Raw genomic sequence first — 13,068 nt, forward strand, 5'->3', positions numbered from 1 at the left:
GCGGTTCACCGTGTTCAAGATGATCATCGTGGGTGCCCTTTCGACCGTCTCCGCCCTCGGGTTCGACGGGACATCCGTCTGGGGCATCGCCATCTGGTGCTGACCCGACACGGAAAGACCCGGGCCGGTGCGAGTCGCACCGGCCCTTGGTACGTGGGTACGCCGTGCGGGGTCAGGGGGTCGTCAGGGGGACGGCGGCCTCGGGGGTGAGGAGGCGGGCGGTGAGGGACTCCTGGAGGTAGAGGGCGACGGTGTCCTCGGTGTGGGAGAGGTAGCCGACCGAGACGTCCTGGCCCAGGACGAGGGTGAAGTCGCCGCCGCGGGTGGAGAGCAGCAGGGCGCCCTCGATGGCGGGGGCCCAGATCAGTTCGCCGTCGAGGAGCCGGGCGATGTGGCTGGCGATCGGGTATCCGTGGTCCGAGGTCTCGCTGACCGCCGTGTACGCGTCGGCGCCGAGGAGGAGGGCGTAGGGGCCGCCCACCCCGGCGAGGCGGAGGGTGGTGAGGGCGCGGCTCACGGCTTCCGGGTACTCGCGGACGTCGGTGGGGAGCGGGACGGCGGGGTTGGTGGCGGCGGCGCGGATGCCTTCGATGCCGGCGGCCGGGTAGCCGTCGAACAGGGCACCGTCCTCGGTGAGGGCGAGGGTGCGGGCGGCGTCCTTGACCGGCTGCCAGTCGGAGTCGCGGGAGCCGCGTTCGACGTCGTCCACGGCTGCGCGGGCGACGGTGAACGGGACCCGGAGCTCGATCAGCGGGCGGACCTCCCGGGCGTGGGCCTGGACGCCGGGGGTGGGCGGCTCGATGGTGGTGAGGTGGCCGGTGCCGACGGCGGCGAGCGCGGGGCCGTCCGGGCCGGCCAGGTCGACGACCCGGCGGCCGGCGACGTGGAGTTTGAAGGTCTGCCTGGCCTCCTCCTCGATCTCCTCCCAGGCCGCGGCGGAGACGGGGGCGAGCTCGCGGTGCAGGTTGTTCATGGCGCGGGGGTGCCTTTCAGGCTGCCGATGGCGAGGGAGCCGTCGGTGGGGAGAGCGGCGACGGGGAAGGCGGCCTCGGGGAGCGGGGCCGTGAGCGGGGCGGAGGTGGCGGAGGCGCCCGGGGCCGGTGGCGGGTCGGCGAGGAAGTCGGCGGTGGGGACGTGGAACAGCGTGCCGGTGACCGCGGTGGAGAAGTCGAGCAGGCGGTCGTGGGCGGCCGGGCCCCGGCCGGCGAACATGTTGCGGATCATCTCCTCGGGCACCTCGGGGTCGCGTGCGTAGCCGATGAAGTAGGTGCCGGCCTCGCCGCGCCCCGAATCGCCCCCGTCGAACCGGCCGAAGGGCATGTTGAACCGCAGGATCTGCCGCTCCTCGCCGCCCGGGCCGGTGACGGAGGTGAGCGCGACGTGGGAGTCGGCCGGCTTGGCGGCGTCGGCGAACTCGATGTCGTCGGCCTTGCTGCGGCCGACCGCGCGTTCCTGCTGGTCGACGGTCAGCTGCTCCCAGGCGGCCAGGTCGTGCAGGTACTTCTGCACGATGACGTAGCTGCCGCCGCTGAAGTCCCGGTCCTCCTCGCCGATCAGCACGGCCTCGGCGGCGTCCCGGCCCTCCGGGTTCTCGGTGCCGTCCACGAAGCCCAGCAGATCGCGGGCGTCGTAGTACGAGAAGCCGTTGGTCGCGTCGACGACGGTGGCGGCGCCGGCGAGCCGCCGGGTGATCCGGCCGGCGAGCTCCCAGCAGACGTCCGTCCGGGCGGACCGGATGTGCAGGAGCAGGTCGCCGGGGGTGGCCGGGGCGCGGTGGCGGGGGCCGGCCACCTCGGGGAACGGGTGCAGGGCGGCCGGGCGGGGGCCGTCGAAGAGCCGGTCCCAGGCGTCGGAGCCGATGCCGGTGACGCAGGTGAGGCCGACGTCGGGGGCGCGGAAGGCGATGGCGTGGCGGAGGCCGGCGAGGTCGGGCAGCAGCTCGCGGACGGCGTCCTCGCCGCCGGGGTCGACGGTCAGGACCAGGAAGATCGCGGCGGTGGTCAGCGGGGTGAGGACCGGCTGCGGGGCCGGTGGGTCGGCGGGCTGCGACTGCGGCTGCGCCTGGGGTGACTGTGGCGGCATGGGCGGACTCCGGTCTCCGGGGCCTGATCATCCGTACGATTACACCCCGGAGCGGACATTTCGGCGCGGGCGGCGGGCCGGTCGGCCGTACGCCCCTCACCGCGCGGGAGCGGGAGGGGCGACAGCGGGAAGAGGGCGGGCGCCGGTCAGACCCGGCCGCGGCGCAGGCCGAGGGCGGTGACCAGGGCGCCGAGCGCGACCGCCACGACCGGCACCACCAGCGCGGCCCGCAGACCGTCCGACCCGCCGACGGTGAGGCTCACGGTGGTGACCGCCGAGAGGCCGAGCGCGGCGCCGAACTGGAAGGCGGTGTTGAGCAGTCCGCCGGCCAGCCCCTGCTCCTCCTCGGCGACGCCGTCGGTGGCGGCGATGGTCAGCGGCCCGTACGCGAGGGCGAAGGCCAGTCCGGTGAGGATCATGGTCGGGAACATCATCGGGTACGTCCAGTCCGGCCCGACGGGCAGGAACAGCGCGTAGGAGACCACCGCCAGGCAGAAGCCGCCGAGGATCACCCGGACGTTGCCGAAGCGCTCCACCAGCCGGGGCGTGAGGGTCGGCGCGAGCACCGCGTCCACCCCGACCGCGAGCAGGGCGAGGCCGGTCTGCAGCGGGGACCAGCCGCGCAGGTCCTGGAGGTAGAGAGTGACGGTGAACTGGAAGCCGAAGAACGAGGCCGCGAACAGCAGCGCGCCGATGTTCGCCCGCAGCAGCGGGCCGGAGCGCAGCAGGCCGAGGCGGAGCAGCGGGGCGTCCGAGCGCCGTTCGATCGCGACGAAGGCGGCCAGCAGGGCGGCACCGCCGACGAACAGGGCGAGGGTCGGGCCGGCCGCGGCGTCGGGTTCGCCGAGCCGCACCACGGCCTGGACCAGCAGCAGCATCGCGCCGGTGACGGTGACGGCGCCGCCCAGGTCGAAGCGCTCGCCGGGGCGGCGGGCGGGCGCCTGGTCGCGCGGGAGCAGCGGCACGGCGGCGAGCAGCAGGCCGCCCGCGAGCAGCACCGGGGCGAAGAAGACCCAGCGCCAGCCGACGGCGGTGAGCAGTCCGCCGGCCACCAGGCCGAGGGAGAAGCCGGCCGCGGCGGTGCCCGCGTAGACGAGCAGTGCGCGGTTGCGGCGGGGGCCCTCGGCGAAGGCGGTGGTGATGATCGCGAGGCCGGCGGGGGTCATGAAGGCCGCCGAGAGGCCGGTGAGGAAGCGGGCCAGGATCAGTACCCAGGGGGCGCCAGCCAGGCCGCCGAGGCCGGAGCAGAGCACGAAGACGGTGAGCCAGAACAGGAACATCCGGCGCCGTCCCAGCAGGTCGGCGGTGCGGCCGCCGAGCAGCATGAAGCCGCCGTAGCCGAGCACGTAGGCGCTCAGCACCCAGCTCAGCGAGCCGGTGTCCATCCCGAGGTCCGCGCGGATCGACGGGAGGGCCACGTTGAGCATGGCGACGTCGATGCCCTCCAGGAAGATCGCGCCGCAGAGGACGAGCAGGACGGCCGCCTCCCGGCCGGTGAAGTGGGAGGACGGTTCCGCCGGTGGCGACCCGGCCGGAGCGGCGGCCCGGCGGCCGGTTTCGGGCACGGCTGAGGACGTGGACACGGTGGTCTCCTGGAAGTGCGCGGGGGGCGGGGACGCCGGACGGGGGCGGTTCCCCTTCGTCCGGCCGGTTCCCTCTTGTAACCATTGCCATCCTGAGGCAGCATCAGGAGGCATGGAAGAAGGCACTTTGAAGTCACCGACGCACTGCGCGGTTACCGAGGACGACTACGACGTGCTCCAGTGGGACACCCGGGAGGACTGCGAGGTGCGGCAGATCCTCGACCGGATCGCCGACAAGTGGTCGCTGCTGGTGATCGCGCTGCTGGACCGGGGCTCACTGCGCTTCACCGAGCTGCGGCGGGAGATCGACGGGGTCAGCCAGCGGATGCTGACCGTCACCCTGCGGCAGCTGGAGCGGGACGGGCTGGTCGAGCGGACCGTGCACGCCGTGGTGCCGCCCCGGGTCGACTACGCGCTGACGCCGCTCGGGCGGACGCTGCACGAGACGGTCCGCTCCCTGGTCGCCTGGACCGAGACGCACCAGCGCGAGATCGCGACGGCCCGGGCCTCGTACGACGCGCGTCTGGGGTGAATACACACGGGAGGGGCGGGTCCGAAGCTCTCGGACCCGCCCCTCCCGCATGCGCTCAGAACCGCGGCGCTCAGACCCGCAGCGCCGCCAGCTGCTGCTCGAACGGCACCACGGCCTCCTCCTGGGCCGCGCCGCCCCCGGCCGGACCGTTCGGGGCCCGACCGGCGAGCAGCCCGGCGAGTTCTCCGGCCGCGCGCTCGATCCGGCCCGGGAGGCCGTCGGTGAGGCGGTCCCCCGTGGTACCCCAGTCGTCGGTGGCGGCGTAGACCGAGGTCGGCACGACCACCGAGCGCAGGTAGGAGAACAGCGGGCGGACGGCGTGCTCCAGGGCGAGCGAGTGCCGGGCGGTGCCGCCGGTGGCGGCGATCAGCACCGGCTTGCCGGTGAGGGTGTCGGGGTCGATCACGTCGAAGAACGACTTGAACAGCCCGCTGTAGGAGGCCGCGAAGATCGGCGTCACCGCGATCAGCGCGTCCGCCCCGCCGACCGCCGCGATCGCCTCGCGCAGCGCGGGACCGGGGAAGCCGGTGACGAAGTTGTGCGCGATGTCGGTGGCGAGGTCGCGCAGTTCGACCACCTGGACGTCCACCTCCCGCCCCTCGGCGCCGAGTCGGCGGACCGTCGCCTCGGAGAGCCGGTCGGCGAGCAGCCGGGTCGAGGACGGCTTGCTCAGTCCGGCGCTGATCACCACCAGTCGGTACGCGGTCACTTGGCCACCTCCACGGTCTGCTCGGTCTGCCCTGCGTTGTCGGCGCCCTGCTCCTGACGGGCACGCTCGGCCGCGAGCCTGCTGGCGTGGGTCGGCGCGTCCGGGACGCCGGCCGGGCGGCCCTTGGCGAACTCCTCGCGCAGCACCGGCAGGACCTCCTCGCCGAGCAGGTCCAGCTGCTCCAGCACGGTCTTCAGCGGCAGGCCGGCGTGGTCGATCAGGAACAGCTGGCGCTGGTAGTCGCCGAAGGTGTCACGGAAGGCGAGGGTCTTCTCCACGACCTCCTGCGGGCTGCCGACGGTGAGCGGGGTCTCCGCGGCGAACTCCTCCAGCGACGGGCCGTGGCCGTACACCGGCGCGTTGTCGAAGTACGGGCGGAACTCCCGTACCGCGTCCTGCGAGTTCTTGCGCATGAAGAGCTGGCCGCCGAGGCCGACGATCGCCTGCTCGGGCGTGCCGTGCCCGTAGTGGGCGTAGCGCTCCCGGTAGAGGTTGACCAGCTTCTGGAAGTGCTCCTTGGGCCAGAAGATGTTGTTCGCGAAGAAGCCGTCACCGTAGTAGGCGGCCTGCTCGGCGATCTCCGGGCTGCGGATCGAGCCGTGCCAGACGAACGGCGGGACGCCGTCCAGCGGGCGCGGGGTCGCGGTGAAGGACTGCAGCGGGGTGCGGAAGCGGCCCGACCAGTCGACCACGTCCTCGCGCCACAGCTGGTGCAGCAGTGCGTAGTTCTCGATCGCGAGCGGGATGCCCTGGCGGATGTCCTTGCCGAACCACGGGTAGACCGGGCCGGTGTTGCCCCGGCCCATCATGAGGTCCACCCGGCCGTCGGCGAGGTGCTGGAGCACCGCGTAGTCCTCGGCGATCTTCACCGGGTCGTTGGTGGTGATCAGCGTGGTCGAGGTGGAGAGGATGATGCGCTCGGTCTGCGCGGCGATGTAGCCGAGCAGCGTGGTCGGGGAGGACGGCACGAACGGCGGGTTGTGGTGCTCGCCGGTCGCGAAGACGTCGAGGCCGACCTCCTCCGCCTTGCGCGCGATGGCCACGGTCGCCTTGATCCGCTCGTGCTCGGTCGGGGTGCGGCCGGTGGTCGGGTCGGGGGTGACATCGCCGACGGTGAAGATTCCGAACTGCATGGTGCTCACCACACTCCTGGCTGATCCCGCCGGGAAGCCGGCTCAGGATCCGATCGTCAAAGTTTCAACCACCTTAGCATCCACCCCCTCGGGGTTATTCCCCCGAGCGCCCGAAGCCCGGCCCGGGAGCGCGCGGCGACCGCGCGGCACGTCCGGGAGCAGGCTGAGCAGCCCCGCGACGGCCATCGCGACCCCGAGCCACAGCACCGCGCGCAGGCCCCAGGCGTCGATGGCGAGGCCGCCGAGCAGCGAGCCGAGGATGACGCCCAGCGTGATGAACGAGTTGTGGACGGTGTTCACCAGCGGGCGGGAGCCGCCGATCCGCTGGACCCGCGAGACCATCGCGGGGTTCATGGTGACCCCGACCAGGCCGACACCCAGCAGCAGGCCGACGGCGGGCACCCGGAACTGGGCGAGCAGCGCGAGGCCGGCCAGGAACACGGCGTTCAGCGCCAGGCCGGTCGCCAGCACCGGCAGCGCGTACCGGTCGGCGAGCCGGCCGACCACGGTGTTGCCGACCACCGTCGCCGCGCCGTAGGCGACCAGCAGCAGCGGGACGGAGCCGACCGGGAAGCCGGTGAGCTCGGTCAGGATCGGGTTGACGTAGCTGAACAGCGTGAAGGTCGCGCCGATGATCAGGGTGCTGGTGACGAAGGCCAGCCACAGCCGCCGGTCGCGCAGCGCGCCCAGCTCGTCCCGGAGCGAGCCGGTGCCCTCGGCGTGGTCGGCGTCCGGGACCCCGGCGAGGGTGCACAGCGCCACCGCCGCGGTGAGGACGGCCACCGCCCAGAACGCCGCGCGCCAGCCGAGGTGCTCGCCGATCACGGTAGCGAGCGGCAGACCGAGCAGCGTGCCGAGCATGAGGCCGTTCATCAGGACGGCGATCGCCCGACCGCGGACCTCCGGACGGGTCAGCTGGGCGCAGAGCGAGATCGAGATCCCGAAGAAGGCCTGCGCGGCGACGCCGGAGACCACCCGGGCCGCCAGCATCACCGGATAGCCGGAGGCCGTCGCGGCGAGCACGTTGCCGACCAGGAAGATCGCGAACAGGAGCATCAGCGCCGCCTTCTGGCGCGTCCGGAGGAGGGCGACGGCGAGCAACGGGCCACCGAAGGACATCGCCACCGAGAAGGCGGTGATCAGGTAGCCGATCTGCGGGACGGTGGCGTCGAGGCCCTCGGCGAGCTGGGGCATCAGCCCGGCGACGGCGAACTCGCTGGTCACCATCGCGAAGACGCCGAGGGCGAGGACGTACACGGCACGTGGCATGGGAAGGGCTCCCCCGTTTGTTTTGGATCGATCAGTACAGAATGAGGGCAGGCGTGGGCACGCTCCGGAGCGAGCCGCACAGGACAGGCCGGGACAGGCCGGGACAGGTCAGGTCAGGGCGCGAGGGCGTCCAGGGCGGTGGCGGCCACGGCCTCGACGGCGACCCGGTCGGCCCCGCCCTTGGCGGCGACCCGCATGCCGCCGATCACCGCGTTGACGAAGCGGGCCAGCTCCTCCGGCGCCCGCCGGGCGGCGATCGCGCCCGCCAGCTGTCCGGCGGCGATCGCGGCCCGCAGCGCGGCGAGCCGCACCTCCTGGTCGCGGACCAGCATCGCGTCCGCCTCCGGGTCGCGCCCGGCCAGCTCCACCACGGCGTTCACGGTCAGGCAGCCGATGCTGCGGCCCTCCGGGCGGTGCTCGAACTCCGCCTCGACGATCCGCGCGAGCAGGACCCGGATCCGCTCCAGCGGGGGCAGCTCCGGATCCTCCAGCAGCTCGATCTGCGGGACGGTCATCAGCTCGATGTAGCGGGCCAGCGACCGCTTGAACAGGTCGTGCTTGCTGCTGAACGTGTTGTAGATGCTGCTCCGCCCCAGGCCGGTCGCCTCGCAGAGGTCCTGCGTGGAGGTGGCCTCGTAGCCGTTCGCCCAGAACGCGTGCATCGCCGCGTCGAGCGCCCGGCCCTCGTCGAAGGTGCGCGGTCTCGCCATGGCAGCACGTTAGCCTTTTTGGAACGGTCGGTGCAATACCGATGCGGTCGCTCCTGGGCCGGATGCGGGAAGGCCGGACGCCGGGGCCGAACGCGGGGAGGCCCCCGGCGGCGCGCCGTTCGCGCGCCGCCGGGGGCCTCCGGGTGCTTCCGAGTGCCTCCGAGTGCTTCCGGGATCAGAACTCCGTTATCAGTACTCGGCCTTGATGTTCGCGCCGGAGTAGGCCTGCTGGCCGTAGAGGCTCACGTAGACGTAGCCGGCCGGCGGGTTGGTGATGGTCAGGGTCTCGGTGTTGTTGCCCGCGTTGGTGGACTTGGCGGTGTACGAGTTGGTGTACGCCCAGTTGGTGGCGTTGTAGTAGAGGTCGGCGTTGCCGGTGCCGCCCGTGCTGGTGAGCTTGAGCTGCTTCACCCCGGCCGGGAGGTACAGGTAGAAGTGCGTGTAGTTGCCGGTGCTCGCCGAGAGGTTGCTGCGGCGGCAGTTCTTGTCCAGCTGGCGCGGGTCGGCGCCGGAGCACTCCGGCAGGCCCGCCACGGTGACGTTCTGCCGGGCGCTCGCGGTGGCGCCCTTGTCGTCGGTCACGGTGAGGGTGACGGTGTAGGTGCCGGCCTTGGTGTACCACTTGGTCGGGTTGGCGGTGGTCGCGGTGGTGCCGTCGCCGAAGTCCCAGGCGTAGGCGGCGATCTTGCCGTCCGGGTCGGTGGAGCGGTTGACGAAGGTGACGCCCAGCTCGCCGATCGAGGTGGTGAAGGCGGCGGTGGGCGGCTGGTTGCCGGGCGGGTTGGTGCTGCCGGAGCAGGAACCGGCCGCGCAGCGGGTCAGCCAGGCGTCGAAGTCGGCGTCGTAGCGGGTGCCGATGGTGGTCTTGAGCAGGGTGCGGGCACCGTTCCAGTCACCGGCGCGGTACTTGCCGAGCACGGCGTCGACGTCGGCGCGGTGCTGCTCCAGCATGTAGCGCACCGCGAGGTAGCCCCAGCGGTAGGTGCGCTCCGTGTTGGTGTTCTCGTAGGTGGTGTCGAACAGGGTGGAGAGCTTGTAGGTGTGCAGGCCCGCCGCGGAGATCGCCGCGTCGTAGTTGACCTTGCGGTAGGAGTAGGAGACGTACTCCGCGAAGCCCTCGATCCACCAGATGGTCGGGGTCGTCACACCGGCGTCGAAGTCGCCGTACATGTCGAACCGGCCGTCGAGGTAGTGGGTGTACTCGTGGTTGAGGTTCCAGACCTGGAAGTCCGGGCGCGCCCACTCGGCCTCGTAGGCGAGGAAACGCGGCTGGTTGCCGACCTCGTTGGGCTTGCCCTCCAGGTACATGCCGCCGTTGTCGGTGTTGATGCCGTAGATGGAGGCGGCGAACACCCCGTAGTCGAAGGAGCTGTGGAAGACCACGACCTCGATGGTGGTGTTCCGGTCGTCCGCGACCGGCCCGCTGTCCTTGGCCACGCCGTGGAAGTACGCGTCCTGGCCGGTCAGGCTGGTGCAGGCGGTGGCCAGCTGGGTGGGGTCGAGCGCCTGGGCGAGGATCCGGATGCTCTGGCTGCAGGTGTAGCTGACCGTCAGCACGGCCGACTTGAGCCGGGCGGCGGAGTCACAGGTGCCGTAGTAGGAGCAGTTGCCGTTGTCGTAGGCGTCGGTCATCTCGGCGACGGCGGCCCACTGGTAGGCGGTGTTGCCGCTGGGCGAGGAGCGGTCGACCAGCCCCTTCAGCAGCGGGCGCACCTTGGACTGGAGCACCGGGTACTGCACGAACCGGCCCAGCTCGCGGGTGGCGTTGTAGACCAGGAAGGTGTAGTCGCCGCCGAGCAGGGCGCTGTTGGCGGAGGCGAAGGAGTAGAGCGCGTCGAGCACGCTCGGGTCGGCCGCGACCGCGTCGACGAAGCCGGTGGTCTGGTGGCCGCGCCACAGCACGGTGAACACGCTGTTCAGCGCGTTGCCCATGTTGGTCGGGTTGTGGGTGGCGGCGTCGTAGGCGCCCAACAGCCGCTTCACCACGGGGAGGTAGCGGACGTTCTCCTGCGCGCTGTCGATCAGGGTGATCGCCTCGCCGAGGGTGCCGGCATTGGCGGAGGTGACGTCGCGGGAGTGCGCGCTGTTGAAGAAGCTGTCCAGCGCGCCGCGGATCGAGGTCTGCAGGGCGGTGCCGTAGGTGCCGACGTCGGAGGCGTGGTACCACTGCACGAAGTAGCCGGCCCGCAGGAAGAGCACCAACTGGCCGGTGGAGGTGGAGTTGTCGCCCGGGTAGGCGGCGGCGTTGTCGCGCAGGGCGTCGGCCACCGAGACCATCTGGGCCTCGCGGAAGGCGCCGCGCGCGTCGGTGCCGACCAGGTTGAACAGGCTGTTGATGCAGCCGAGGTCGGCCGCCTTGACCGCCTGGACCAGGGCACTGCCGGTGCGACCGGTGAAGTCCGGGATGTTGCAAGCCTGTTCGGCGAGGGCCTTGGGGGCGGCCGCGCCGAAGGTCTTGACGATCTCGGCCTGCCGGTGGGCCGCCGACGGGGTGTCGGAGCGGTCCGGGGAGGCGGTCGAGAACGGGGCGCGGTCCCGGGCCGGAACCGCCTCGTTCTTGCCGCCCGCATCGGGGGTGTCACCGACGGCGGGCCTCGGGGCGAGCCCGGCCGGGCCGGCCGAGGTGGCGGCGGGAGAGCCGCCGCCGAACTCCGGACGAGTCTTGTCGGTGGTCGCCTGGGCGCGCGGGGCGAACAGGCCGACCGTCACGAACAGCGCCAGAATCAGCGCCAGGACCTTTGCGACGTGCGGTATTTGCGCTAAAGGGCGTGTGATTCTCACGTGGGGGCCTCCGGGCCTTCGTCGGTCGCATGGGGGCGCGACCGGTGGGGGTATTGAGGGCCGTTGCGGCGCACCGTTGGGGCGGTGGCGCCGAGCACCGGTGGGGAGTGTGACATGTACAATGGCATACATCACACGGCCGGGGAACCCTCGAAACGGAGAATCTCCGGCAACTCCCCCGCCTGCACAGGAACTTCACCAATCGACCACGGAACGGCGAAGGCCGCCGGTCGGTGACCGGCGGCCTTCACGGGGGGGAACAACCTCAACGGCCGTGCACTCCTTGTCAGTTGCGAGCCAGGAGCACGGCGCCCGCGGTGACGAGGGCGAGCACCACTGCGGCCGCCCCGTAGCTCAGCCGGTGCGCGCGCACCACCGGCAGGTAGCGGTCCGCGGCATAGCGGCCGGGGCCGGTCAGTGCGAGCGCCGCCGCGGCGGCGATCAGCAGGAGTTCGTACTCGCTGCCGCCCTTGGCGGCGAAGAAGGTGCTGCTCCAGGTGACGGCCAGGGCGTTGATCATGGTGCCGAGGATCGCGGCGGCGGCCAGCGGGGCCAGCAGACCGACGGCGAGCGCCAGTCCGCCGCCGGCCTCGGTGAGACCGGCCACGACGGCCATGAACTTCGGCGCCGGGTAGCCCTTCGCCTCGAAGAACTTTCCGGTGCCGTCGATGCCGCCGCCGCCGAACCAGCCGAACAGCTTCTGGCTGCCATGGGCGGCCATGGTCAGGCCGAGTGCCACCCGCAGCAGCAGGAGGCCGGCGTCGTAGGCGTGCGGGGAGGTGGTCACCGATCCGGGGACCGACCCGGATGCGGAAAGGGGGGTGGTGGCGGCGGTCGTGCTCGGGCTGCTGCTCGGCATGCGCGTCTCCATCAGAAAGGGGGGTTCGTCGATACCGGCCGAATTCGTTTGTTCAAATTCGAACCAGCTGGGGTGTGTCGACCGTACCTGGAAGTTTGAATTTGAACAACCGACCGGACCGAGGATATTGGCGTGGCCGGGTCACAAGTGGTGTAGACCGGCGTACGGAAGTGCGCGGCGGGGCACGCTCAGGACATGGCACATCGCAAGGAACACCCGCGGCCGGCCGACCGGGGCACCCCGCACGCCGAGGCCCTCGCCGCCTTCACCGAACGGATCCGGCTGGTCACCCCCGACCAGTGGGACGCCCCCACCCCGTGCACCGACTGGAGCGTGCGCGACCTGGTCAACCACCTCACCGGCGAGCAGCTCTGGGTGCCCGAACTGCTGATGGGCGCGACGATCTCCGAGGTCGGCGGCCGCTTCGACGGCGACGTCCTCGGTGACGACCCGGTCGCCGCCTGGACGGCCGCCGCCGACGCCGCCCGCGAGGCCTTCGCCGTCCCCGGCGCCACCGAGCTCGTCGTCCACCTCTCCTTCGGCGACGTCCCCGGCCAGTACTACCTGGACCAGCTCACCACCGACGCCGTCGTCCACAGCTGGGACCTCGCCGAGGGCATCGGCCGGGGCACCCGGCTCCCGGAGGAGCTCGTCGACTTCGCGCTCGCCGAGTTCGCCGGCTACGGGGACCTCTCCGGCAGCGGACTGTTCGACCCACCGCTCCCGGTGGCCGGGGACGCCGGGCCGCAGACCCGGCTGCTGGCCCTCGCCGGGCGGCGGGACCGCCCCTGAGCGGACGGCCGCGCGGGGACCGAGGGCCGGTGGTGGCACGAGCACCGTGCGCGGGCGGATCCGGCGGACGACCCGGTTGCCCGGGCGGCGCCGGATACTGGAGGTATCGGGGGGCGCACCGGACGTCGACGGAGAAGAGGCGGGCGCGCCATGAACCGCAGGCCGGACATCCTGGGTGAGTTCACCGCGGAGCACCGCGCGGTGGAGGAACTGCTCGTCCGGATCGAGGCCGGCCGGGCCGAGGGCCGGGCGCCCGGGGCCCTGCTGGACCAGCTCACCGACCTGCTGCTCAGCCACTGCGCGGCCGAGGAGGAGCACCTCTTCCCGGTCGTCCAGCACGATGTGCCGGACGGCGGCGCGGTGGTGTTCCGGTGCATCCACGACCACCTCGCGATCGGCCAGTACCTCTCCGACCTCCAGGCCCTCCCCGCCGGCGACCCGGCGCTGGGCACGCTGCTGAACGGGCTCACCGAGCGGCTGCGGCGGCACCTGGCGACCGAGGAGGAGCAGCTCTTCACCGCCGCCCGCAAGGCCCTGCCGGCCGCCGAGCGGGCCGCGCTCGGCGAACGGCTGCGGGCCGATCGGGCGGAGATCGCCGGGGCCTAGGGAACTGTTCGA

Annotated in this window: 12 protein-coding genes; 3 read left to right on the forward strand and 9 right to left on the reverse strand. The window is 72.2% G+C overall.

The features are described from left to right. Positions 1 to 172: 172 nt before the first annotated feature. The 3 genes from OG715_RS11305 to OG715_RS11315 form a co-directional block, all read right to left on the reverse strand. The gene (locus OG715_RS11305) at positions 173 to 973 is read right to left on the reverse strand and encodes a family 1 encapsulin nanocompartment shell protein (protein WP_266275017.1); all 801 of its coding nucleotides are present in this window, start codon (positions 971 to 973) and stop codon (positions 173 to 175) included. Then, positions 970 to 2,082, reverse strand: coding sequence for a Dyp-type peroxidase (locus OG715_RS11310; protein WP_266275015.1), 1,113 nt, complete (start codon positions 2,080 to 2,082; stop codon positions 970 to 972). Before OG715_RS11310 ends, OG715_RS11305 begins: the two co-directional genes overlap by 4 nt. Before the next feature lie 146 nt (positions 2,083 to 2,228). Next, positions 2,229 to 3,665: an MFS transporter gene (locus tag OG715_RS11315; protein WP_407660964.1), complete on the reverse strand. Its 1,437-nt coding sequence runs from the start codon at positions 3,663 to 3,665 to the stop codon at positions 2,229 to 2,231. A 112-nt stretch (positions 3,666 to 3,777) separates the two neighbouring features. Here OG715_RS11315 and OG715_RS11320 point away from each other — a divergent pair, with 112 nt between their 5' ends. Continuing rightward, positions 3,778 to 4,197 carry a winged helix-turn-helix transcriptional regulator gene (locus OG715_RS11320; RefSeq protein WP_266275013.1) on the forward strand — a complete coding sequence of 140 codons (420 nt, stop codon included), beginning with the start codon at positions 3,778 to 3,780 and terminating at the stop codon, positions 4,195 to 4,197. Between the two features lie 70 nt (positions 4,198 to 4,267). Here the strand turns inward: OG715_RS11320 and OG715_RS11325 are convergent, their stop codons facing one another. The 6 genes from OG715_RS11325 to OG715_RS11350 form a co-directional block, all read right to left on the reverse strand. Continuing rightward, on the reverse strand, positions 4,268 to 4,906 hold the full coding sequence (locus OG715_RS11325) for an FMN reductase (protein ID WP_266275011.1): 639 nt from the start codon (positions 4,904 to 4,906) through the stop codon (positions 4,268 to 4,270). Further along, on the reverse strand, positions 4,903 to 6,039 hold the full coding sequence (locus tag OG715_RS11330) for an LLM class flavin-dependent oxidoreductase (RefSeq protein WP_266277314.1): 1,137 nt from the start codon (positions 6,037 to 6,039) through the stop codon (positions 4,903 to 4,905). The genes OG715_RS11325 and OG715_RS11330 overlap by 4 nt, the downstream gene beginning before the upstream one ends. Before the next feature lie 42 nt (positions 6,040 to 6,081). Next, the gene (locus OG715_RS11335) at positions 6,082 to 7,308 is read right to left on the reverse strand and encodes an MFS transporter (protein ID WP_266275009.1); all 1,227 of its coding nucleotides are present in this window, start codon (positions 7,306 to 7,308) and stop codon (positions 6,082 to 6,084) included. A 113-nt stretch (positions 7,309 to 7,421) separates the two neighbouring features. Further along, positions 7,422 to 8,018, reverse strand: a complete 597-nt coding sequence (locus tag OG715_RS11340; RefSeq protein WP_266275007.1) for a TetR/AcrR family transcriptional regulator — start codon at positions 8,016 to 8,018, stop codon at positions 7,422 to 7,424. Between the two features lie 189 nt (positions 8,019 to 8,207). Continuing rightward, positions 8,208 to 10,793 (reverse strand): collagenase, encoded by a 2,586-nt coding sequence (locus OG715_RS11345; protein ID WP_407661102.1) that lies wholly within the window; start codon positions 10,791 to 10,793, stop codon positions 8,208 to 8,210. Positions 10,794 to 11,085: 292 nt separating this feature from the next. After that, complete coding sequence (locus OG715_RS11350) at positions 11,086 to 11,658, reverse strand: DoxX family membrane protein (RefSeq protein ID WP_266275003.1); 573 nt, start codon at positions 11,656 to 11,658, stop codon at positions 11,086 to 11,088. A 195-nt stretch (positions 11,659 to 11,853) separates the two neighbouring features. Here OG715_RS11350 and OG715_RS11355 point away from each other — a divergent pair, with 195 nt between their 5' ends. Together OG715_RS11355 and OG715_RS11360 are read left to right on the forward strand one after the other, a co-directional pair. Further along, on the forward strand, positions 11,854 to 12,450 hold the full coding sequence (locus tag OG715_RS11355; protein ID WP_266275001.1) for a TIGR03086 family metal-binding protein: 597 nt from the start codon (positions 11,854 to 11,856) through the stop codon (positions 12,448 to 12,450). 150 nt (positions 12,451 to 12,600) lie between these two features. Beyond that, complete coding sequence (locus OG715_RS11360; RefSeq protein WP_266274999.1) at positions 12,601 to 13,056, forward strand: hemerythrin domain-containing protein; 456 nt, start codon at positions 12,601 to 12,603, stop codon at positions 13,054 to 13,056. The last annotated feature ends 12 nt before the right edge of the window (positions 13,057 to 13,068 follow it).

This window comes from Kitasatospora purpeofusca, assembly GCF_036010405.1.
In the GTDB taxonomy this organism is placed as follows: domain Bacteria; phylum Actinomycetota; class Actinomycetes; order Streptomycetales; family Streptomycetaceae; genus Kitasatospora; species Kitasatospora purpeofusca.

Bases quoted from the DNA above. Each gene is read 5' to 3' on its own strand.
- OG715_RS11310 (WP_266275015.1), bottom strand. From the start codon at position 2,082: ATGCCGCCACAGTCACCCCAGGCGCAGCCGCAGTCGCAGCCCGCCGAC.
- OG715_RS11320 (WP_266275013.1), top strand. From the start codon at position 3,778: ATGGAAGAAGGCACTTTGAAGTCACCGACGCACTGCGCGGTTACCGAG.
- OG715_RS11355 (WP_266275001.1), top strand. From the start codon at position 11,854: ATGGCACATCGCAAGGAACACCCGCGGCCGGCCGACCGGGGCACCCCG.
- OG715_RS11350 (WP_266275003.1), bottom strand. From the start codon at position 11,658: ATGCCGAGCAGCAGCCCGAGCACGACCGCCGCCACCACCCCCCTTTCC.
- OG715_RS11360 (WP_266274999.1), top strand. From the start codon at position 12,601: ATGAACCGCAGGCCGGACATCCTGGGTGAGTTCACCGCGGAGCACCGC.
- OG715_RS11305 (WP_266275017.1), bottom strand. From the start codon at position 973: ATGAACAACCTGCACCGCGAGCTCGCCCCCGTCTCCGCCGCGGCCTGG.
- OG715_RS11330 (WP_266277314.1), bottom strand. From the start codon at position 6,039: ATGCAGTTCGGAATCTTCACCGTCGGCGATGTCACCCCCGACCCGACC.
- OG715_RS11340 (WP_266275007.1), bottom strand. From the start codon at position 8,018: ATGGCGAGACCGCGCACCTTCGACGAGGGCCGGGCGCTCGACGCGGCG.
- OG715_RS11335 (WP_266275009.1), bottom strand. From the start codon at position 7,308: ATGCCACGTGCCGTGTACGTCCTCGCCCTCGGCGTCTTCGCGATGGTG.